This window comes from Streptomyces sp. NPDC037301 (assembly GCF_055602785.1).
In genome coordinates this window covers 111,720-125,927 of sequence record NZ_JBVJWD010000007.1, presented here as the reverse complement: position 1 = coordinate 125,927, position 14,208 = coordinate 111,720, and the positions used below count along the sequence as shown (strand labels likewise).

Annotated in this window: 11 protein-coding genes and 2 pseudogenes; 7 read left to right on the top strand and 6 right to left on the bottom strand. The window is 69.4% G+C overall.

Annotated elements, in window-relative coordinates; all coding sequences use genetic code 11:
* Positions 1–529 precede the first annotated feature (529 nt).
* Positions 530–835 (top strand): annotated as a pseudogene (locus tag ACZ7IB_RS14375) (FUSC family protein); the annotation flags it as partial.
* 57 nt (positions 836–892) lie between these two features.
* Here the strand turns inward: ACZ7IB_RS14375 and ACZ7IB_RS14370 are convergent.
* Positions 893–1,251: pseudogene (locus ACZ7IB_RS14370) on the bottom strand (FdhF/YdeP family oxidoreductase); the annotation flags it as partial.
* A gap of 381 nt (positions 1,252–1,632) precedes the next feature.
* On the opposite strand from ACZ7IB_RS14370, the gene ACZ7IB_RS14365 reads away from it, so the two are divergent.
* Positions 1,633–2,268: a DUF1345 domain-containing protein gene (locus ACZ7IB_RS14365; protein ID WP_470912738.1), complete on the top strand. Its 636-nt coding sequence runs from the start codon at positions 1,633–1,635 to the stop codon at positions 2,266–2,268.
* A gap of 151 nt (positions 2,269–2,419) precedes the next feature.
* Here the strand turns inward: ACZ7IB_RS14365 and ACZ7IB_RS14360 are convergent, their stop codons facing one another.
* Complete coding sequence (locus ACZ7IB_RS14360; protein ID WP_470912736.1) at positions 2,420–2,929, bottom strand: hypothetical protein; 510 nt, start codon at positions 2,927–2,929, stop codon at positions 2,420–2,422.
* A 509-nt stretch (positions 2,930–3,438) separates the two neighbouring features.
* Positions 3,439–4,884, bottom strand: coding sequence for an argininosuccinate synthase (gene argG / locus ACZ7IB_RS14355; protein ID WP_470912733.1), 1,446 nt, complete (start codon positions 4,882–4,884; stop codon positions 3,439–3,441).
* Between the two features lie 236 nt (positions 4,885–5,120).
* Here argG and ACZ7IB_RS14350 point away from each other — a divergent pair, with 236 nt between their 5' ends.
* From ACZ7IB_RS14350 to ACZ7IB_RS14335, 4 genes are all read left to right on the top strand, one after another.
* Complete coding sequence (locus tag ACZ7IB_RS14350) at positions 5,121–6,359, top strand: sensor histidine kinase (RefSeq protein WP_470912730.1); 1,239 nt, start codon at positions 5,121–5,123, stop codon at positions 6,357–6,359.
* On the top strand, positions 6,331–7,047 hold the full coding sequence (locus ACZ7IB_RS14345) for a response regulator transcription factor (protein WP_470912727.1): 717 nt from the start codon (positions 6,331–6,333) through the stop codon (positions 7,045–7,047). The genes ACZ7IB_RS14350 and ACZ7IB_RS14345 overlap by 29 nt, the downstream gene beginning before the upstream one ends.
* A 326-nt stretch (positions 7,048–7,373) precedes the next feature.
* The gene (locus ACZ7IB_RS14340) at positions 7,374–7,637 is read left to right on the top strand and encodes a hypothetical protein (RefSeq protein WP_470912724.1); all 264 of its coding nucleotides are present in this window, start codon (positions 7,374–7,376) and stop codon (positions 7,635–7,637) included.
* Entirely contained in the window at positions 7,600–7,854 is a 255-nt protein-coding gene (locus ACZ7IB_RS14335; protein WP_470912721.1) for a hypothetical protein, read from the top strand. Before ACZ7IB_RS14340 ends, ACZ7IB_RS14335 begins: the two co-directional genes overlap by 38 nt.
* Positions 7,855–8,134: 280 nt before the next feature.
* Here ACZ7IB_RS14335 and ACZ7IB_RS14330 read toward each other — a convergent pair whose 3' ends face one another.
* The 3 genes from ACZ7IB_RS14330 to ACZ7IB_RS14320 form a co-directional block, all read right to left on the bottom strand.
* Positions 8,135–9,718, bottom strand: a complete 1,584-nt coding sequence (locus tag ACZ7IB_RS14330) for a N,N-dimethylformamidase beta subunit family domain-containing protein (RefSeq protein ID WP_470912718.1) — start codon at positions 9,716–9,718, stop codon at positions 8,135–8,137.
* Positions 9,719–9,957: 239 nt separating this feature from the next.
* Positions 9,958–10,389 carry a hypothetical protein gene (locus ACZ7IB_RS14325; RefSeq protein ID WP_470912716.1) on the bottom strand — a complete coding sequence of 144 codons (432 nt, stop codon included), beginning with the start codon at positions 10,387–10,389 and terminating at the stop codon, positions 9,958–9,960.
* Between the two features lie 638 nt (positions 10,390–11,027).
* On the bottom strand, positions 11,028–11,972 hold the full coding sequence (locus ACZ7IB_RS14320) for a helix-turn-helix domain-containing protein (protein WP_470912713.1): 945 nt from the start codon (positions 11,970–11,972) through the stop codon (positions 11,028–11,030).
* A 146-nt stretch (positions 11,973–12,118) separates the two neighbouring features.
* Between ACZ7IB_RS14320 and tkt the strand changes: the two genes are divergently transcribed.
* The gene (gene tkt, locus ACZ7IB_RS14315) at positions 12,119–14,206 is read left to right on the top strand and encodes a transketolase (RefSeq protein ID WP_470912711.1); all 2,088 of its coding nucleotides are present in this window, start codon (positions 12,119–12,121) and stop codon (positions 14,204–14,206) included.
* The last annotated feature ends 2 nt before the right edge of the window (positions 14,207–14,208 follow it).

Sequence of the window (14,208 nt, the reverse complement as noted above, 5' to 3'; positions counted from 1 at the left end):
GCTGGTTCGTACACCCGGATCGTCCGCAACGTCTCGCCGTGGCCACGGCTCTGCGCGAGCTCGCGGAGCTGTGGGAAGCAACCGGCGCGGCGGACGGAAGCGGTCTCGTCCGGCACCCGGCGACCGCTGCTGTTCTGCAGGCGTATCGGACTCTTGGCGTCATGCCTCCGACAGCCGCAGAGTGGGGCGGCCGGGGCGGCACGTGCTTGCGCCTGACCGACCTCTCCTGGTCGCTGCTGATCGGTTCCGCCCGCCGGCTACCGGATGAACCCACCGGCCTGGCGCGACACCTGCGCCGCCAGGTTCGCCTGCTCGTGAGCCGTCGTCACCGGGTTCCGCAGTTGCTGCCCGAGCTGTCGCTCCCGTCCGTGGTCGCCCAGGCCGGCATGGTCTTTGTGGCCGGCCCCGAGCCGGTTCCGGTCGATCCCGCCTCCCGGCGCGCTGCCGAACTGCGCGCCGCGGAACTGGTGACGGGGCAGCGCCACGGCGGCCCCGTCACGCGTCGGTCCTGCTCGTTCCCGCCCTGCGGATGGTCCTCGGCACCGGGCCGACGGGAGGGACGGCCCTCCTGCTGGGCCTCGGACACGGCTATTGGGCAGCGATCTCCGCCGCCGCGGTGCTGCACTCGATCAACGTCCGTACGGCGGTACAGCGGGCCGTGCAGCGTACCTTGGGCACGGTCGCCGGACTGGTGCTCGCTTTCGGCGTGCTGGCCGCGCGCCCCGAACCCGTGGTGCTCGTCCTCGTGATCGTACTTCTGGAGTTCCTGCTGGAGTACGTCGTGGCCCGCAACTACGGTCTCGGCGTCGTCTTGCTCACGCTGCTGGCGCTGCTGCTGACAGACCTGGCCGCTCCCTCACCCGCCGGAGCCCTCGTCCAGGACCGGGCGCTTGCGGCCAAGGCACGGCAGGATAGGGCCTGGCGGCCGTGGACGACGTGGCTGCGGTTCAGCTTGGCGCTCACCTGGAAGGTGAGGTCGCAGTTGCGCAGCGCCGCGTAGGTGTACGGGGTGTCGGGCGCCGCGAGGGCGAAGTTGCCGCCCATGCCGACGAACACCTTCACATCGCCGCTGCGCATCGCCTTGACCGTGTGGACGGTGTCCAGACCGTGCTCACGGGGCGGCTCGATACCGCAGACCTCGGTGAGGCGGTCCAGGAACTCGTCGGTGGGGCGGTGGCCGATGCCGCAGGTGCGGTTGCCCTGGACGTTGCTGTGCCCTCGTACGGGGGAGGGGCCCGCTCCTTCGCGTCCCCCGGTCCGGTGAGGTGTGGTGCGGCCTGGGGGGATCCTCCGCAAGGGTGCATCGTCGTATTGTCGGGCTGCGCCCTGGTTCGCACGCGAATACTCTGGCTCTGTCCCGTATATCCACTTTGCTCCTCATTGTTCGACGGGAGTCATATGGCCGTGGCTCAGCCCGTCGTCACAGCCGTCCTCGAGGACGGCTGTGTTCCTGGTGGCCACTGGCCCCCGCCGGTGAGGCCACCGTGAGGGAGGGCTCCAGGAACTGGCAGTCCGACTCGCTCGGTGGCGTTCCGTTCCCCCGACGACTGCCGGTGCTCAGTCTGCCCGCCGAGTCGCGCGACCAGCCTGAGACCCTTCACCGAGTTATCGAGGCGGTCGCTCTTGAGGCCCATGAACCACTGGTTGGCGCTTTCCGCCGTTCCTCGACTGGCCGGCGCGGCGGTCGTCGGCGCGGTGATCGGCGCAGTCGTCGGTGTACTGACCAACGCACCGCTTGGGATTCTCGCCGGAATCGCCGCCGCGGAGACGATCTTCGTCGTGGCAGGGTGGATGGTCCTGTGGCCCATGGACGCCGCCACCACCCATCACAACGTCCGACGCGAGGAGTTCCGGCCCGTTACCGAGGAACTCGTCGTCGTCGCGGCCGCCCTGTGCGGACTGGTCGGCATCGTGGCGCTGCTCCTGGTCGGCGACTCGGAGCTGAACCACGCCGCGGCCGCGACGGCACTCTGTGGCGTGTTCATGGCCTGGGCGGCACTCCACCTGATGTACGCCACCCGCTACGCGTTGCTTTATTACCTGACACCTGAAGGCGGGATCGACTTCAATTCCAACGACCCGCCGCAGTACAGCGACTTCCTCTACTTCAGTTACAACCTCGGAATGACCTATCAGGTCTCCGACACAGACGTCTCCAGTTCCACCATTCGCGCGGTCGCCCTCCGGCACTGCCTGCTGTCCTATGTCTTCGGCGCCAGCATCCTGGCCACCACCATCAACCTTGTCGTCGGAATCGTCACGCGCTGATGAGGGCGGTCCCGTACGGTCATGCCGGGACCGCGACCCGAGTCGATGCGCGGCGAGAGACACGGCACAGACATCGAAGCCGGCGTCGAGGCACTTGGGCGCATGCCGGGCCGGGCGTCCAACGCAGTGTGCTGATCAGAGGTGACCGGCACTACTGCCGCGGGATCTCGACCTCGGCGCGGATCGCCCGCATGATCGGGGCGACATCCATGGCGGTGAAGCCGAGTTTGGTGCTGGTGCCGTCGGCCTTTGAGACGAGGGTGATGCCGGCGGCGGTGGTCGGGGTGAACCAGGAGCACGTGGAGACCGCTGTGGTGAGCACGTCGGTCTGGACCAGGACGGTGTTGCAGATCGCCCGGCCGCCGTGCGGGCCGGGCTTGGCATCAATGGCGCTGGTGGTGGTCCGGTCACCGGCGCCGTCGTCGTTGACCGCCGGGAGCTGGTAGAGGATGTCGTGCAGATGGTCGGGGTCGAAGCCGCTGCCGGTGACCCCGGTGTAGAAGATCCACGCGCCGTCGGCCGGAGCGCCAAGACGGGCCGCGACTTCCTTCGAGACCTCACCGGCCTTCTGCTCGCCCGGAGTCGGCGTTCCCTGCGAAGGCCGGCGCCGGAGGTCCCTGGTAAACGTGCCGAGCGGCTGCTGCCACGATCCCGTGTGCATCCAGGCAGCCAGAGCCCGGGCGTCCTTGCGGGCCCCGAAGCCGGTGGCGTGGGGCTCGCGGACTCACAGACCGCGGCCGTGGACGGCGGCCACGGCGATGAGGGCTGCGGTGAGGGACCAGGCCGCGTACACGATCCAAGACCCGCTGACGGTCGCCAGGCAGGGCGCCGATCTGAAGGGGTCACACCTCTGCACCAGGCGTTCCCAAGCACTGCGGGGCAGAGCGTGAAGGATGCCGGACGACCAGCGGTGGCGGTCGTCGAGGAGGAACGGCAGCAGCAGAATGATGCCGCTCGTGCATTTTGCAGAGCGCGGCGGTGGTCAGTTGCTCGGGGCGGGCGGGTTGGGGAAGACCCGGACGACATCGGTGCGGCGGCGCCTGCGACTCCTCCTGACCACAGGCCCCGGGTGACGGAATAGGCCGGCTCGGCGCCGTTGGCGCCGAGCCGGCCTGTCCGGTGGTGCATCCCCCCTCGGGGCGTGCCTAGCCTTCCGCTTGACGGGGCTGGTCAGTCCGTGCCGAACTCCATCGCGGCGCGGTCCAGCATCTCGTCGTCACCGGAGACCTCGCCGCGGGAGGCGATGGCCTCGGCGCCGCCCTCCGGCATCGTGCCGATCAGTCCGGTCGCGGCCGCCTGGGCGGCACCGATGGCGGCATTGGCGGTGCCGATCAGGCCGAGCCCGGCGTACTGCTCCAGCTTGGCACGCGAGTCGGCGATGTCGAGGTTGCGCATGGTGAGCTGGCCGATCCGGTCCACCGGGCCGAACGCCGAATCCTCGGTGCGCTCCATGGACAGCTTGTCCGGGTGGTAGCTGAACGCCGGGCCTGTGGAGTCGAGGATCGAGTAGTCCTCGCCGCGCCGCAGCCGCAGCGTGACCTCGCCGGTGACGGCCGCGCCGACCCAGCGCTGCAGCGACTCGCGCACCATCAGTGCCTGCGGGTCCAGCCAGCGGCCCTCGTACATCAGCCGGCCGAGACGCCGTCCCTCGTTGTGGTACTGGGCGAGGGTGTCCTCGTTGTGGATCGCGTTGACCAGACGCTCGTACGCCGCGTGCAGCAGGGCCATGCCGGGCGCTTCGTAGATGCCGCGGCTTTTGGCCTCGATGATCCGGTTCTCGATCTGGTCGGACATGCCCATGCCGTGGCGGCCGCCGATGGCGTTCGCCTCCATCACCAGGTCGACGGGGGAGGCGAACTCCTTGCCGTTGATCGTCACCGGGCGGCCCTGGTCGAAGCCGATCGTCACGTCCTCGGTGGCGATCTCGACGGACGGGTCCCAGAACCGTACGCCCATGATCGGCTCCACGGTCTCGACGCCGGTGTCGAGGTGCTCCAGGGTCTTGGCCTCGTGGGTGGCGCCCCAGATGTTGGCGTCGGTGGAGTAGGCCTTCTCGGTGCTGTCGCGGTACGGGAGGTCGTGGGCGAGCAGCCACTCCGACATTTCCTTGCGGCCGCCGAGCTCGGTCACGAAGTCCGCGTCGAGCCACGGCTTGTAGATGCGCAGGTGCGGGTTGGCGAGCAGGCCGTACCGGTAGAACCGCTCGATGTCGTTGCCCTTGAAGGTCGAGCCGTCGCCCCAGATCTGTACGTTGTCCTCGAGCATCGCCCGGACCAGGAGGGTGCCCGTGACGGCGCGGCCGAGCGGCGTGGTGTTGAAGTAGGCACGCCCGCCCGAGCGGATGTGGAACGCCCCGCAGGTGAGCGCGGCCAGACCCTCCTCGACCAGCGCCGCGCGGCAGTCGACCAGGCGCGCGATCTCGGCACCGTAGGTCTTCGCGCGGCCCGGCACCGAGGCGATGTCGGGCTCGTCGTACTGGCCGATGTCGGCGGTGTAGGTGCATGGGATGGCGCCCTTGTCGCGCATCCACGCGACCGCGACCGAGGTGTCGAGGCCGCCCGAGAAGGCGATGCCGACGCGCTCGCCGGCGGGAAGGGAGGTGAGGACCTTAGACATAGGAAGAGTATGCATAATCTCGCATGATCATGCAAAGTCACTTCCTGGTGCCGCTCCGAAGGCGGAACCGATGCGGGCCGGTTCGTCCTGCACGCAATGGAGCCACAGGCCGTACAGCACACCATGTATTTACTGTTCGCCGTTCAAAGCTCCGCGAACGGGCGGACGCCGACGGGCGGGGCACCCCTGTCGCGCCAGACGATGCCCGATGCGGCCGTCGACCCTACCGTGGTGACATGGCGGTGATCAGCGGATTGAAACGGGGGGCGCGGCCCCGGATCGGTGTGGTGGAGGCACTGGGCGTGGCGCTGCTGTTCGTGCTGTCGGTCGCGGCTGCCTCGGTCGTACGGCACGGGCACCAGTTCTCCCTGCGGTGGCCTGTCGTGGTGCTGGCGGGTGTCGGTTGCGCTGCGTTGGTGTGGCGGCGCCGTTACCCTTTCGGCGTACTGGCGGTCGCAGTTGCCTGCGGGGTGGCCTTTCAGGTACTCGGGATTCGGGAGAGCCCGCTGGTGATCAGCCCGGTCCTGGTGTCGGTCTACAACGTGGCCGCGCTGACCGACCGGCGTGCCACCTGGGCTGCGGCATCATTTTCGGCTGTCGTACTGGTGGGCGCCGCCGTGCTGTGCGACCCGCACTCATGGCTGGCCCCCGACAACGCGGCGATGCTGGCGTGGACGGCGCTGCCGGCTGCTGTCGGGGACGGGGTGCGCTCACGTCGCGCCTATGTGGCGGCCGTGGAGGAGCGGGCGGAACACGCGGAGCGCACGCGTGAGCAGGAGGCGCAGCAGCGGGTGGCGGCCGAGCGGGTGCGGATCGCGCGCGAGCTGCACGACATCGTCGCGCACCACATCGCCCTGATCAACGCTCAGGCAGGCGTGGCCGTCCATCTGGTGGAACGGCGGCCGGAACAGATTCTGGCCGCTTTGGAGGACATCCGGGACACCAGCCGGTCCGCGCTGGACGAACTACGGGTGACCGTGGGGCTGCTGCGGCAGTCCGGCGATCCGGTGGCGCCGCGTGATCCGATGCCGGGCCTTGCGCGCGTACCGGCGCTTCTGGCTTCGTTCGAACGCGCCGGCCTGACCGTGAGCCATACCCGGCGGGGCATCGCCGAACCACTGGCGCCGACGGTCGACCTGGCCGCGTACCGCATCGTGCAGGAGGCTCTGACCAACGTGCACAAGCACGCCAACGCCGACCATGCCCGGTTGTTCCTTCACTACCGCCCTGAGCGTCTGACGATCACCGTTGAGGACGATGGACGGACCGGAGGGAACCTGGCCCATCCGGGGACGGGCCACGGGCTGATCGGAATGCGTGAGCGTGCTTCCACGGTCGGGGGTTGGCTGTACGCGGGAGAGCGCCCGGAGGGCGGCTTCACCGTGACGGCCGAACTGCCGCTACGTCCAGGCCTGGTATCGGGCAAACCACCGAGGAGAGACGGGCATGACGATTCGCGTACTGCTGGCGGATGACCAGGCCCTGCTGCGGGGTACCTTCAGGATGCTGTTCGACTCCACGGACGACATGGAGACGGTGGGGGAGGCGTCCAATGGGCAGGAGGCACTGGAACTGGCGCGTGCAGAGCGTCCGCATGTGGTCCTGATGGATATCCGCATGCCCGAGATGGACGGCCTCGACGCCACACGGCTCATCAGTGAGTCCGAGGACCTCTCGGCGGTGAAGGTGCTCATCCTGACCACCTTCGAGGACGACGAGCACGTCGCCGAGGCTCTGCGTGCCGGTGCGAGCGGGTTTCTCGGCAAGGGAGCCCGGCCCGAGGAGCTTCTCGACGCCGTCCGCACGATCGCCGCCGGCGAGGCACTGCTGTCCCCGTCAGCGACGCGTGCGCTGATCAAGCGTTTTCTTGCGCAGCCGGACCCGTGCCCGGCGGGCGTGCACGAGCGGCTGGAGTGCCTGACGCGACGGGAACGCGATGTCGTGGGGCTGGCGGCACTGGGGCTGTCGAACGACGAGATTGCAGAACATTTGTTCGTGAGCCCACTGACTGCCAAGACGCACGTCAACCGGGCCATGACCAAGCTGGCGGCTCGTGACCGGGCTCAGCTCGTCGTCATCGCCTATCAGTGCGGCCTGGTCGGTTCAGCAGCGGAATCTGTCAGTCCAGCTACGGAGTCTGGGCGCTCACAGGTGTCCGAGTAACAGTCGGCGCGGTATGGGCATGTCGGTTCAGTCGTAGGCAGGCGTGGCAGATACCGCAGCCGTGGTAGCCGGGAATCGCTGCGGGGGGACGACGCGCGAGGGGCCGTTCCTGGGCGAAGGTGAGAAGGCGAACGGAGGTTTCGCCATGATCGAAGCCCACTGCCCGACCAAGCGATACAACGCCGACCGATCAAGCCGCACACCGCGCGCCGATCACACTGCGTGCTCGCACCCTTCACCGCGGCCTGCGTCGCCGCTCTCTTCGGCGGCCAGGCGGTCCCGTCCTCGCATCACCTGACCACACACTCTCCCCCAGCATCACCCGTGTGATCTTCGGTACCGCCCTCCACCTCACCACCGCCGGACTGCTCGGCGTCGCCCTCGACGCCATCATCCGCAGTTCCGTCGGAACCATTGCAGCCTCGGTGGGCATCCATCTCCTCCTGCCCGGTCCGGCAGCCCTGCTGCCGACCGACCGGGCCCGGCTCACCACCTCCTACGCGGCCGCGATGACCGCGCGACCGGCACCCCAGCACAGGAAGGACCCCTCCCATGCTCACGGCATCCGAGAAGCACCGCACGATCAGTGAACGACCGGCAACCTGCCCCCCGTGCCGGGACGGGGACGACTTCCGCGCAGACCTGCCCGTGCACCTGTCCCTGCTCCGCGACGCCCTGACCGACAGCACCGGCCGATACCAGGGGACGTCCAGGGACGGCCAGGCCGAACGCCGCCATGTGGCACCCACACAGCTCACCCTGTCCCAGTGGGTCAGCAGGACCGCGAGGATCGGGGACCAGAGCTGACGCGACAGCAACGACGAGCCCCGGGGCGGCCCGGCACAGCGGCCGCCGGGGCTGAGCGGTCCTACCGCATGTCGGGGCAGCGCGCAGAGCCCAGCAGTGACTTGGAACGCTTGGCCGCCCGGCATTCCGCGACGACTCGGCCACTCACGGGATGCGTGCGACAGGATCGCTCGGTGAGGGCATGCCGGCGAAGCTGTCGCAGCGGGTGGCCAACGACGAGGCCGCACTGACCAATCCGATGGTGACGTCCTCGCACTGACCCGGGCGATCGATCATGACGTCAGCGTGGTGCGGACCCGTATACGTCCCTCACATTGTCCCTGGGCTTCGGCCTGCTCCGGCCGCACCGGCCCGCCGCGAACGCGTGGAGCAGATTCTCCGTCGCGCGGGTGACGAAAGCTCCCGTACGGGCGTCCATGCCATGGTTGCGTCCGTTCTCACGGGTCCCCGCCATCAGAGCCTCGACCCACCGCATCGTCCCGGAGGCGAAGACGCCCGCTCCGCTCGGCACGGTGTAGTAGGCGGAGTCGGAATAACTGTGTGTGCCCTCGCAAACGAGAGGGGAATGGGCGATGATCTCGAGCGGCGCCGGGGTGGGCATGCCCGGAGCGACCCGGTCGTACTCCACCCCGACCAGGTGCTCGAAGGAGTCTCCTCGCTTCACGCCCGTCCCCTCGAAGAGCCAGTGGCCGCTCCGGTGGACGACATACGGGGCGTCCACCGGATAGCCCTCGTAGAGGACGCCGGTCAGCGACGACTCGGGGGAGGCGCCGGGCGGCAGGCGGAAGTCGTTGGTCGGCATGTCCGGGTGATCGGCGAGGTACGGGTCGTTCCGGTAGTCGGTCTTATAACAGATGACAAGGCGGTCGGTGCCGGTGGCGTCCGGCCCCAGCCTGACCCTGCGGAAGCAGGCGTTGGCGCCGAGGAAGGCCACGTTGGTGCCCGCGTCACGCGCCCGGGTGAGGTATGCCCGTTGCTGCGGCGTCCAGTACTCGTCATGTCCCAGTGAGAGAGCTCCGGCGGCGTTCTCGAGAATGCCGGGGTCGCGATGGATGTCCGCGCCCGTGGTGTAGGCGAGCGGGATGCCCAGCCTCTCCGCCAGGACCACCGCCGCCCGTTCGTAAACCATGAACTTCTCGGCGCCATTGCCGTCATAGGGACGGTCGAAACTGACAGCGAGCGACCGAGTGCTGTACGCACCGCTCTCGCCCTGGTAAAGGCTGTAGCCGCCCCACCTGTTGTACGCCTGCCATGTTGCTACGGCATGCATCAGCACGATTCTGCCCGCCGCGCTCGCCGAGCGGACGATCAGTGGCACGTAGCGCTGGTGGCCGTTGTCCGAGTCCAGCCGGAGCAGATACGCGCCCTCCGGCCAGCCGCTGGTACGGACACGGAGTGTGCGTCGCCAGTCTGCCCGTACGGTTCGGGTGACCTGGAGCAGCCTGGGGCGGGCCTGGACCGACCCGGAAACACGGTGCGAACGCCAGATCAGTCGCGCCTGCGCCCCGTCGTACCAGCCGACGCGGTAGGCCGAGACTCGGAACGCGGGGGCGGTGGTGGAGACGTACATGCCGAACTCCTCACCCGGCACCACGCTCACCTTGTCGGCATAGCCCTCGATGGCCCCGGGCGGGCCCACCGAACGGATACGCCAGTCGGAGTCCGCGGCCCGAGCTCTGCCCGCTTCCTCGGTGCGGCGGGACGCGCCGGGCGGGGTGGACCCGGTGCCGGTCCCCCCGGCCGCGGACGAGTGGCAACCGGTCACCGCCACGCCGCCGGCCAACGCCCCGCCCGCTGCGGCGAGGAAGAGCCTGCGGTCCAGCCGACCGGCGATCCCGGTGTCCTGCCCCTCACCATGCTTCATGTCGCCCGCCGAACCCGTCCCGCAGCGCTGTCACCGGCCATCGTCACCCGACACCTGCTCGGGCGCGATCCGGGAAGGGCCGAATCGGGGACGGGCCGCGTCGTGCGCGGCCAGCCGGGTTTGATCGCCTCGCACCATCCCGCCCTGCCGTCGGTCGAAGAGGTGTGAGCTCCGCTGTGACGAGACGGCGGCCCGCCGCGTCGCAGGCGGGCGCGTCGGGCGATGCGCCGGGTACCTGGTCAGCGCCGGGGACCGTCCTTGTTGCCTCGCCGGATCCAGTGCGCCCGGCGCTGGTAGCGGGCGACTGGCGGGGTGACCGCTGGACCGGGCGACGGCGCAGCCTCGCCGGTCGGGGGCGGGGTCGGGGCGGGCGTGTCGCTGGGCGGGCGGAGCCCTTCCGCCGAGTACTGCGTCGTGGCGATGCTCTCCACGAGCTGCTCTTCGGTGAAGCTCTCTGAACGGGACACATGAGGTACGAAGCCGATGAGCACTCCGTCGCTGACGATCTCCGCGTCGAGCCCCGAGGCCCCGTCGACGTCCCACAGCGCCTCGATCCCCTCGTCGAGGACGACCCGGATCCCGAACTCGTAGACGCCCGCCTCCACGAGATGGGCCATCACGCCACGGGCACGAAGCGCCGACACCAAACGACCGGCACGTTCCGAATCCATACCGGGTGCACCTCCTTCGAGTACGGACGCGCGAGGTGGACGACCGAACGGGGGCTCGTCCTGAGTGCCTCGGAACCGTCCTGGCGAACGGTGGCCTCGTTGGTCCTGGCCGCCAGTCCGGGCCGGCCCCCGGCGCGCAGCACCTGGGCGGCGTGGTGCCGATGACGGTCGCGCAGTGCAGCGCCCCCTTCTGGGGCCGCTGACTTCACGGGGTTCGGCTGCGGTGGAGCCGGGATACGGGGCGGCGCATGGAGCCCCTTGCAGAGCGGGGACCGGCAAGGAGCCCCACCGTACGGCCGTCGCCTCTGTCGGCTCTCGGTATGTTCCGCCAGGCGCTCACCCTCCGCATGGGACGGCTCGGTGCGTTACGTGGCGGGGTACTGGCCTCAGCCGGATCCATGTTCCCTCGCAGCGTGTCGCCTTCGGCCCGCGACGGCGTCGGGTACTCGACGTTCTGGCTCCTGGCCGCCTCCGTAGGCCGCAACGCGTGTCTACAAAATGAGCCTAACGCCTCGCCCGGTTGGCGGCTTGGGCTGCGCGCATCGCCGCGCAGGTCGGGCCCGGAGCAGCTGCTGGGCGAGTTCGAGCCCGTCGCCGGCCCGGCCGGGGTCGGTGGAGGCGGCCGGCGTACAGGGTCATCAGGCCGGTGAATCGGCCGCCGACGACCTGACCTTCCGTGACGGCGTGACGCCTGCACAGCGCAGTTCCGCCCGGAACGCCACTGGAGTTGTCCCCGTGTGCTGATGGAAGAACTTCGAGAAGTTGGCTGCGTCGGGAAAGCCCACGGAAGCGCCGATGCGGCCGATCGCTATGTCCGTGTGGGCCAGTAGCCGTCTGGCCTCGAGGACGACGCGTTTGTCGATGAAGCCCTTGGGGGTCTTGCCAGTGGCCGCGCGCACCGCGCGGACGAGGGTGCGGCGGGAGTAGCCGAGGGCGTCCGCGTACGCGCTGACGCTGTGGTTGGTGGCGAAGCCCTTCTCGACCGCGTCCCGGAAGCGGGTGAAGGTGGTGTCGGTCTGCTCGCGTGCCGTCTCGGCGGAGCTCGCCGCGAGGTGGGCCAGGCGGAGCAGGAACGCGGTCAGGGAGTGCCGGAGCACCGCGGTGTGGAGGCTCAGCGGCAGCGTGGTCGTGTCGACGTACTCGCGTTCCAGCTGGGCGAGGGAGTGCTCGAGGGCGGCCAGCTGATCCGCGTCGGGGCGCAGCAGCGGGGGCTGGTCATAGCGGTAGAGGCCCGTCGCCTCGACGGTCGCTCGGGGCAGGAAGCCGGGCTGCATGGTCAGGGCGGTCCCGCGGTACCCGGCCGTGGGGGCGAAGCGGTGCACCTGGCCTGGGCGGATCCACAGGAGATCGCCGGCGGAGACCTCGTACTCGGCGAAGTCGATCATGTGTCTGACGGGGCCGCCGTGGAACAGCATCACCACGTGGAAGTCGACGCGGTGCACGCGCTCCAAAGGCGCGTCCTCATGCCAGGTCCGACCGGGCTCCATGGGTCCGACCTGCATACCTACGCCGGAGACGCTCAGGTTCGTGGGGAAGGGAAAGGTCTTGATCCCTCCACCCTCTTGATCCGTTCTGTCTGTCATGTCCCTCTCGCGTCGGCTCGGTACGGCACTCGCTGTCCCACTTTCACCGAAGGCTGACACAAGGGCACCTTCCCCAGCAAAAGTCATACTTTTAGGTTTGAACGCATCAGAGCACTTTCCCGGCCCCTATCGAGGACTTCTTGAAGATGAGCACGCAGATACCCGACAGCCTCCCTGACGGATTCGTGTGGACCGAACTCGACCGGCGTGCCGTCGACACCGCCCGCCTTCTGGCGGCCGATGCCGTACAGCAGGTCGGAAACGGCCACCCGGGCACCGCGATGAGTCTGGCGCCGGCCGCGTACACCCTCTTTCAGAAGGTGATGCGGCACGACCCGGCCGACCCGGAGTGGACCGGCCGCGACCGCTTCGTTCTCTCCCCGGGCCACACCTCGCTGACCCTGTACACCCAGCTCTTCCTCTCCGGGTACGAGCTGGAGCTGGACGATCTGAAGGCGTTCCGTACGCACGGTTCGAAGACGCCCGGTCACCCTGAGTACGGGCACACCGCGGGCGTCGAGACGACCACCGGTCCCCTCGGCCAGGGTGTCGCGAACGCCGTGGGCATGGCGATGGCCGCCCGCTACGAGCGTGGCCTGTTCGACCCCGAGGCGCCGGAGGGTGAGTCCCCCTTCGACCACACCATCTGGGCGATCGTCTCGGACGGCGACCTGGAGGAGGGCATTTCCGCCGAGGCCTCGTCCCTCGCGGGTCATCAGAAGCTCGGCAACCTCGTCCTCGTCTACGACGACAACCACATCTCCATCGAGGGCGACACGGCAACCGCCTTCTCCGAGGACGTCCTGAAGCGGTACGAGGCGTACGGCTGGCACGTCCAGCGGATCGAGCCCTCAGCCGACGGCGACATCGACGTCCGAGCGCTGTACGGGGCGCTGACCGCCGCCCGCGCCGAGACCGGGCGCCCCTCGATCATCGCGATGCGCACGATCATCGCCTGGCCCGCCCCGAACGCGCAGAACACCGAGGCTTCGCACGGTTCGGCGCTCGGCGCCGAGGAGATCGCGGCCACCAAGCGGGTCCTGGGCTTCGACCCGGAGCAGACTTTCCAGGTGGAGCCCGAGGTACTGGCCCACGCCCGCGAGGCCCTCGACCGCGGCGCCGAGGCGCACGCCGCCTGGGACAAGCAGATCGCCGAGTGGCGCACCGCCGACCCCGAGCACGCCAAGCTGTTCGACCGCGTCGTCGCCGGTCAGCTGCCCGAGGGCTGGGAGGCCGCTCTGCCGCAGTTCGAGGCGGGCACCTCCGTCGCGACCCGTGCCGCGTCCGGCAAGGTGCTGCAGATGCTCGGCGGTGTGATCCCCGAGCTGTGGGGCGGCTCCGCCGACCTCGCCGGCTCGAACAACACCACGATCGACAGGACCAGCTCCTTCCTGCCGAAGGGCAGCCCGCTGCCGGAGGCCGACCCGTACGGCCGCACGGTCCACTTCGGGATCCGCGAGCACTCGATGGCCGCCGGGATGAACGGCATCGCGCTGCACGGCAACACCCGCATCTACGGCGGCACCTTCCTGGTGTTCTCCGACTACATGCGCAACGCCGTGCGTCTGTCCGCGCTGATGGAGCTGCCGGTCACGTACGTCTGGACGCACGACTCCATCGGTCTCGGCGAGGACGGCCCGACCCACCAGCCGGTCGAGCACCTGGCCTCGTTGCGCGCCATCCCCGGGCTCAACATCGTCCGCCCCGCCGACGCCAACGAGACTCGTATCGCCTGGGCCGAGATCCTCAGGCGGCATGCCACGAACCCTGCGCCGCACGGCCTCGCGCTGACCCGCCAGGGTGTGCCGACATACGAGGCGAACCCCGAGGCGGTGAAGGGGGGTTACATCCTGCGCGACTCCTCCACCGAGACCCCTGACGTCATCCTCATCGCCACCGGCTCCGAGGTGCAGCTCGCCGTCGCGGCGCGTGAGCAGCTCGAGGCCGAGGGGGTCGGTACGCGTGTCGTGTCGATGCTGTCCGTCGAGTGGTTCGAGGAGCAGTCCACGGAGTACCGCGCGAGTGTGCTTCCGGCGTCCGTGAAGGCCCGGGTGGCGGTCGAGGCAGGCATCGGCCTGACCTGGTACCGGTACGTCGGTGACGCCGGACGCATCGTCTCCCTGGAGCACTTCGGCGCCTCCGCCGACGCCAAGACCCTGTTCGCCGAGTACGGCTTCACCGCCGAGAACGTCGCCTCCGCCGCGCGGGAATCTCTCGCCGCCGCGCGTGGTTGATC